We start from the raw sequence: 6,000 nt of genomic DNA on the forward strand, positions 1-6,000 counted from the left end.
ATGAAAAAAGAGGCATGGTCGCGATATGCGGCCATGCCTCCTTGTTTTATGGTGTCTGGCGCGGTTGGTGGACTGGCGCCTGACACTGAGCCCGATTGCCGCGTGAGGCGCTCTTTACTTGCTCTGCACCTGCGTTTGCGCGGTGGCGGCGTTCTGCGCCGTCTGCGCCGCGCTTGTCACGGCCTGCGTTGTTGCCCCGGCAGTTGCCGCGTTCGACGTAGCAGCCGTGGCAGTCGCAGCCGGAGCAACCGACGCCGCCGACGCCGGCAACCGCGCGGGCGCGGCCACGTCGCCCGTCTCCCGATCCATTTGCGACGCATCCCAGCCGCCGCCCAGTGCCTTCACGAGCCCCACCGACGACACCATCCGCTGCCCCGCGATGCTCTCCAGCTTCTGCTCGGCTGTGAACGCCGTGGTTTGCGCGGTCAGCACGTTGACGAAGCCGACGGTGCCCGCCTTGTACTCGTTCGTGACGATCGCCAGTGCCTGGCGCGCGGAATTGACCGCCTGCCGTTGCACGACGATTTCCTGCTCGAGAATCCGCAGCGACGCGAGGTTGTCCTCGACGTCCTGGAACGCGCTGAGCACCGTCTGCCGATAAGTGGCGACGTCGGCGTCGTAAGCGGCGCGCGCGGCGTCGGTCTGGTACTTGCGCAGGCCGGCATCGAAGATCGTGGCAGCGAGCTGCGGGCCGAGTGTCCAGAAGCGTGACGGCGCGGTCAGCAGTTGCGAGAACACCGAGTTTTCGAAGCCGCCGGACGCCGACAGCGTCAGCGACGGGAAGAACGCGGCGATCGCCACGCCGATCTGCTCGTTCGCGGCCGCGGCCTTGCGCTCCGCCGACGCGATGTCCGGACGCCGCTCCAGCAGCGCCGACGGCATCTGCGCGGGCACGGCGGGCGGCGTTGCGGTGAGCGGCATCGGTGGCAGCGAGAACACTGAGGCCGGCACGCCGATCAGCGCCGCGATCGCATGCTCGTCCTGGGCGCGCTGGATGCCGTTGTCGATCGCCGCGGCTTGCGCCGATTGCAGTTGCGTTTGCGCCTGAATCACGTCCGAGCGCGCGGCGACGCCCGCCGCGTACTGATTCTGCGTGAGCTGCAGCGAGCGCTGGTAGGCCTCGACGGTGTCGTCGAGCAGCTTCTGGGTGGAGTCGAGCGCGCGCAGCGAGAAGTAGGTCTGCGCGAGCGTGGCCTGGGCCGACAGACGCGCGTTCGCGAGATCGGCGGCTGCGCCTTGCTGGCCGGCTTTCTGCGCGTTGACCGTGCGCGTAACCGAGCCCCACAGATCCGGCTCCCAGCTCGCCTGGAGCTGGACGTTGAAGCTGTTGTTGACGCCGGCGCGGCTCGTCGCGGTCGTCGCATTGCCGCCGGACGACACGCCATTGCCCGAGCGCGTGGCACCCGCCGATGCGCCGATCGTCGGGAAATACGCAGACCGTGCTTCGCCGACGAGCGCGCGGGCCTGCCGGTAGCTCGCGGCGAATTGCGCGATGGTCTGGTTCGCGGCGTTGAGCTTGTCTTCGAGCTCGTTGAGCTTGGGGTCTTCGTAGAGGGTCCACCAGTCGCCGCGATCGTGCTGGTCGGCGGGTTCGGCGACCTTCCAGCCGGGCGCGGCTTCCTTGAACGACGCCGGGATCTCGGTGGTTGGCCGCTGATAGTTGGGACCGACCGCGCAGCCGGCGACGAGCACCGCGCAGGCCGCGCTCACGGCGAGAGTCAGGACGCGAGGCGCAAGCGGCCGCGCACGCGAGATTCGATCAGACTGCATGCAATGAATTCCTTCTGGACGCCGCGGTGAGGCCGGGAGCGGCGTCGCCGGCTGGGCGAGATCGTGGTCTGCCGGAATGTTAGCGTATGAGCCCGCGCGAGCGCGGGAAACTGAAAGCTGAAAGGTTAATGCGAGGCGGCGCGCAGGTGTGTTACTTGCGGTGACGCGATGGTTACGCGTTGTTACCGCACGGTGGACGTGGGATGTGGGACGTTGGGCAGGTCGAATGCCCTGCGTGCTGCGAGGAGTCGGGTCGGAGCGTCGGACGTGTGGCTCGACGCGCAGGTTGAGGCGCGGCTTGAAGCGGTCCTTGAGATGGGCTTTAGGCGCGAATCAGACCCGGCGGCCCGCAGGCACGCGCTCATGACGCGACGCCAGCCTCGCCGATTACGCCGATGCAGCCTGCTGCCGAGCGGTTAGCGGTTAGCGGCTAACGGTTAGCGCGCGAGCTTGCGCGCCGAGGCCCGGCACGACGCATCGCCGCGCGCCTGGCAGGCGCCGGTGGCCTGAACGGCGCTGGCCGTCGTGGTGATCGTAGCGGCGACATCCTTCGTTATGACCGTGATGTTGTCCAAGGCCAGCGCGCTCGCGCCGTTTTCCGCGACCACGGCAACGCCCTTCTCCGTCTTCGTCCGCTTCGTCTCCCGCCGATGCTCGGCCCACGCGAGCAGCGCGACGCCCACCGATCCGCCCGGCAGCACGAACAGTCCCGCGAACAACGCGAGCTTCCACCAGCGATGCCGGCCCTGGAAGCTATGAAGTGCGGAATCGGTCAGTGAGCGGCTCAGGCCGCCAAGCGTGTTTTTGAGGTACAGCATCGGGGAAATCCTGTTGGGCGCGTCGCGCGAGTGGCGGCGTGCGGACGATCGGTCAGAACATGGTCTCGGTAGGCGCATGACGCGTGAAACTCATTGCTTATCATAATATTGACTATGCAATTAAATTTCAACATACTGTGCCGCGCGAATGGCTCCGGTGTTGTTTTTCTGCTGGCCGACAACAACTCGCGAATGGCGATTTGACTTGTCTGCTTAGGCAGCTAGACTTCGTTCTGCCTGTCGATGTTGCGGATACCCCATGGCTGATGGCCCTTACAAACCGGACGAGATCGAGCTTACGAGCAGTCTCGGCTACTACCTGACGAAAGCGCGTAACGTGCTGGTCGAGCGCACGGACCGCGCGGTCAAGCCGCTGGGTCTGACCGCGCAGCAGATCGGCGTGATCCTGATGCTGTCGTCGCGGCGCGCGAGCACGCCGTTCGAGCTGTCGCGCGTGATGTCATACGACAGCGGTTCGATGACGCGTCTGCTGGATCGGCTTGAAAAGAAAGGTTTTATCGTGCGCACGCGCAGCAACGCCGACCGTCGCATGGTGAAGCTGGAGTTGACGCCGCAGGGTCACGAAGCCGCGCAGCAGCTGCCGAATCTCGGCGCGACGGTGCTCAACGAGCAATTGCGCGGCTTTACTGCCGAAGAGCATGCGACGCTGATTCGCCTGCTCGCCCGTTTCATCGAGAACGGCATGGAGGGCGGAATCGGCGCGGGTTGTGGGCTGGTACCGCGACAGGACGACCCGCCGGCATGACCTGACGCGCTGCCAGGGAGGCGGCGCCGTATAAACAAAGCAATGGCAGGACAACAACGAGGCGCTGGAATGCGCCATTGTCTTAGGATATCTGTCTGGGCAGAGGGTGATCCAGCATGAAAGCACCGTGTTTGAAACATGCGATAAAGCTGCCGCGACAAGCTTTCCCCGACTGAGGAGAAACAATAGATGAACGCCACGGCTTCCGACGCCGCCCTGCCCGCCGCCGAACCCGCGCCGCTGCGAGGCGGCACGCTTGCGCTGCTGACCGTCGGCCTTGCGCTCGGCACTTTCATGGAGGTGCTCGACACCTCGATCGCGAACGTCGCGGTGCCGACCATTTCCGGCAGCCTCGGCGTCGCGGCGAGCCAGGGCACGTGGGTGATCTCGTCGTACTCGGTGGCCTCGGCGATCGCCGTGCCGTTGACCGGCTGGCTCGCGCGTCGCGTCGGCGAGGTGCGGCTCTTCACGCTGTCGGTGCTGCTGTTCACGATCGCGTCGGCGGCCTGCGGTTTCGCGCACAACTTCGAATCGCTGATCGGATTCCGGCTCGCGCAAGGGCTCGTCTCCGGACCGATGGTGCCGCTCTCGCAGACGATCCTGATGCGCTCCTACCCGCCCGCGAAGCGCGGCCTCGCGCTCGGCTTATGGGCGATGACCGTGATCTGCGCGCCGATTTTCGGCCCCGTGCTGGGCGGCTACATCACCGACAACTTCACCTGGCCGTGGATCTTCTACATCAACGTGCCGATCGGCATATTCTCGGCGGTGTGCGCGTATCTGCTGCTGCGCGGCCGCGAGACGAAGACGACGCGGCAACGCATCGACATGATCGGTCTCGTGCTGCTCGTGACCGGCGTGTCGTGCCTGCAGATGATGCTCGACCTCGGCAAGGACCGCGACTGGTTCAACTCGACGTTCATCGTCACGCTCGCGGTGATCGCGGTCGTGTCGATCGCGCTCCTGCTCGTGTGGGAATTGACGGACGACGAACCGATCGTCGACCTGTCGCTGTTCAAGGACCGCAATTTCGCGCTCGGTGTCGTGATCATCTCGTTCGGCTTCATGGCCTTCTTCGGCTCGGTCGTGATCTTCCCGCTGTGGCTGCAAACGGTGATGGGCTACACGGCCGGGCTCGCGGGTCTCGCCACCGCGCCGGTCGGTCTGCTCGCGCTATTCCTGTCGCCGATGATCGGCAAGAACATGCATCGACTGAATCTGCGGATGGTCGCGAGTTTCGCGTTCATCGTGTTCGCGATCGTATCGTTCTGGAACTCGACGTTTACGCTCGACGTGCCGTTCGGCCACGTGATCCTGCCGCGTCTCGTGCAGGGCATCGGCGTGGCCTGCTTCTTCGTGCCGATGACGACGATCACGCTGTCGAGCGTATCCGACGAGCGGCTCGCGAGCGCGTCGGGGCTGTCGAACTTTTTCCGTACGCTGTCCGGTGCGATCGGCACCGCGATCAGCACGACGTTCTGGGAAAACGACACGATCTACCACCACGCGATGCTGGCCGACACCGTCAACGTGTATTCGCCGAACACCAATGCGTACACGAATGCGCTCGCCGGCGTCGGCCTGTCCGGCGACAGCCTGACCGCGCAGTTGAATCAGGTGGTGACGAGCCAGGCGTACATGATGGCCACCAACGATTTCTTCCGCATCTCGTGCGCGGCATTTCTCGTGCTGGCGGTGCTGGTGTGGGTCACGAAGCCGCGCAAGGGCGCCGGGCCTTCGTTAGGACATTGAAGCAAATCCTGGGACGGTCGCGGCGAGCATTGTGCCGCGGCCGTCCCGCGAGTTATTGCGACATCGCCTCGCCATTCGGCGTCGTGGCCGACTTGCCGGGGATCGCTTCCGGATGCATCGCATCGGATGCGGCCTGCGCTGGCGCCGCGCTACTTTGCGGCGCGCCCGCTGTCGTGCCTCTCACATACTCCTTGAATTGCGCGCCCGCTTCCCACGGATTCGGCTTGCAGCCGAGCGAGCCGTCGCAATGCGCGGCAAAGCCGATCGTCGCGGTGCCGTCAGGATTCGCGCTGCGCGTGATCTGATACGCGAGCGCGCGCTTGCCGCCATCCGGGCCGGCAGTCTGGATCAACGAATCGGTCGCGGTTTCGATCTTGTACTTCGAGTTGCTCGCGACCCACGTTTGCGCCCGTTGCCACCAGAGATCGCATTCGGCCTTGTTCGAACACGTTAGCGGCTTGGTCGCAATCTGCATCACGTCCGGGTCGACCTGACCCTGGGACACGCACCCTGCCAACGCTATCAGACAGAGTGCGGCTAACAGACTTTTGTTTTTCACGTCGATACCTCCCGCGGTGGAGCCTGTCATGTCAGTTTGGACCATCGCGTCGGGACGGTGTTTCATCCAGCGCAGAGAATCGCGAGGGCGCGGAGAATTTGCCGATCGTCGCCAACCTCGGCGTGACACCGCGTAGAGCTTACCTGCACGCAATCGAACATCCGGTTAGTCGCTTGCGCTCACTGCAAGGCAATAAAAAAGCGGCCATCTGAACTGACCCCGCGAAGTTGGACGGTTAGAGATTAAACGGTACGCGAGGCCTGGGTCCTGTATTGCACGGGACTCAGGCCTTTCAACTTGAGCCTGATGCGTTCGTGGTTGTAGTAATGGATATA

Annotated in this window: 6 protein-coding genes; 2 read left to right on the top strand and 4 right to left on the bottom strand. The window is 64.6% G+C overall.

What is annotated here, in order from left to right:
- Positions 1-114: 114 nt before the first annotated feature.
- Together HHL14_RS15200 and HHL14_RS15205 are read right to left on the bottom strand one after the other, a co-directional pair.
- The gene (locus HHL14_RS15200; RefSeq protein WP_169498432.1) at positions 115-1,770 is read right to left on the bottom strand and encodes an efflux transporter outer membrane subunit; all 1,656 of its coding nucleotides are present in this window, start codon (positions 1,768-1,770) and stop codon (positions 115-117) included.
- A gap of 437 nt (positions 1,771-2,207) precedes the next feature.
- Positions 2,208-2,588: a hypothetical protein gene (locus HHL14_RS15205; RefSeq protein ID WP_169498433.1), complete on the bottom strand. Its 381-nt coding sequence runs from the start codon at positions 2,586-2,588 to the stop codon at positions 2,208-2,210.
- A gap of 259 nt (positions 2,589-2,847) precedes the next feature.
- On the opposite strand from HHL14_RS15205, the gene HHL14_RS15210 reads away from it, so the two are divergent.
- On the top strand, positions 2,848-3,354 hold the full coding sequence (locus tag HHL14_RS15210) for a MarR family winged helix-turn-helix transcriptional regulator (RefSeq protein ID WP_169498434.1): 507 nt from the start codon (positions 2,848-2,850) through the stop codon (positions 3,352-3,354).
- 189 nt (positions 3,355-3,543) lie between these two features.
- Positions 3,544-5,106, top strand: a complete 1,563-nt coding sequence (locus HHL14_RS15215; RefSeq protein WP_169498435.1) for a DHA2 family efflux MFS transporter permease subunit — start codon at positions 3,544-3,546, stop codon at positions 5,104-5,106.
- A 52-nt stretch (positions 5,107-5,158) separates the two neighbouring features.
- Here HHL14_RS15215 and HHL14_RS15220 read toward each other — a convergent pair whose 3' ends face one another.
- Together HHL14_RS15220 and HHL14_RS15225 are read right to left on the bottom strand one after the other, a co-directional pair.
- Positions 5,159-5,665: a hypothetical protein gene (locus tag HHL14_RS15220; protein WP_169498436.1), complete on the bottom strand. Its 507-nt coding sequence runs from the start codon at positions 5,663-5,665 to the stop codon at positions 5,159-5,161.
- 242 nt (positions 5,666-5,907) lie between these two features.
- Positions 5,908-6,000 (bottom strand): IS3 family transposase (locus tag HHL14_RS15225; RefSeq protein ID WP_169495559.1); only part of this gene is annotated, 93 nt, incomplete at its 5' end.

Origin of the sequence: Paraburkholderia antibiotica (assembly GCF_012927125.1) — a bacterium.
GTDB lineage: Bacteria > Pseudomonadota > Gammaproteobacteria > Burkholderiales > Burkholderiaceae > Paraburkholderia > Paraburkholderia antibiotica.

Bases quoted from the DNA above. Each gene is read 5' to 3' on its own strand.
- HHL14_RS15200 (WP_169498432.1), bottom strand. From the start codon at position 1,770: ATGCAGTCTGATCGAATCTCGCGTGCGCGGCCGCTTGCGCCTCGCGTC.
- HHL14_RS15205 (WP_169498433.1), bottom strand. From the start codon at position 2,588: ATGCTGTACCTCAAAAACACGCTTGGCGGCCTGAGCCGCTCACTGACC.
- HHL14_RS15210 (WP_169498434.1), top strand. From the start codon at position 2,848: ATGGCTGATGGCCCTTACAAACCGGACGAGATCGAGCTTACGAGCAGT.
- HHL14_RS15215 (WP_169498435.1), top strand. From the start codon at position 3,544: ATGAACGCCACGGCTTCCGACGCCGCCCTGCCCGCCGCCGAACCCGCG.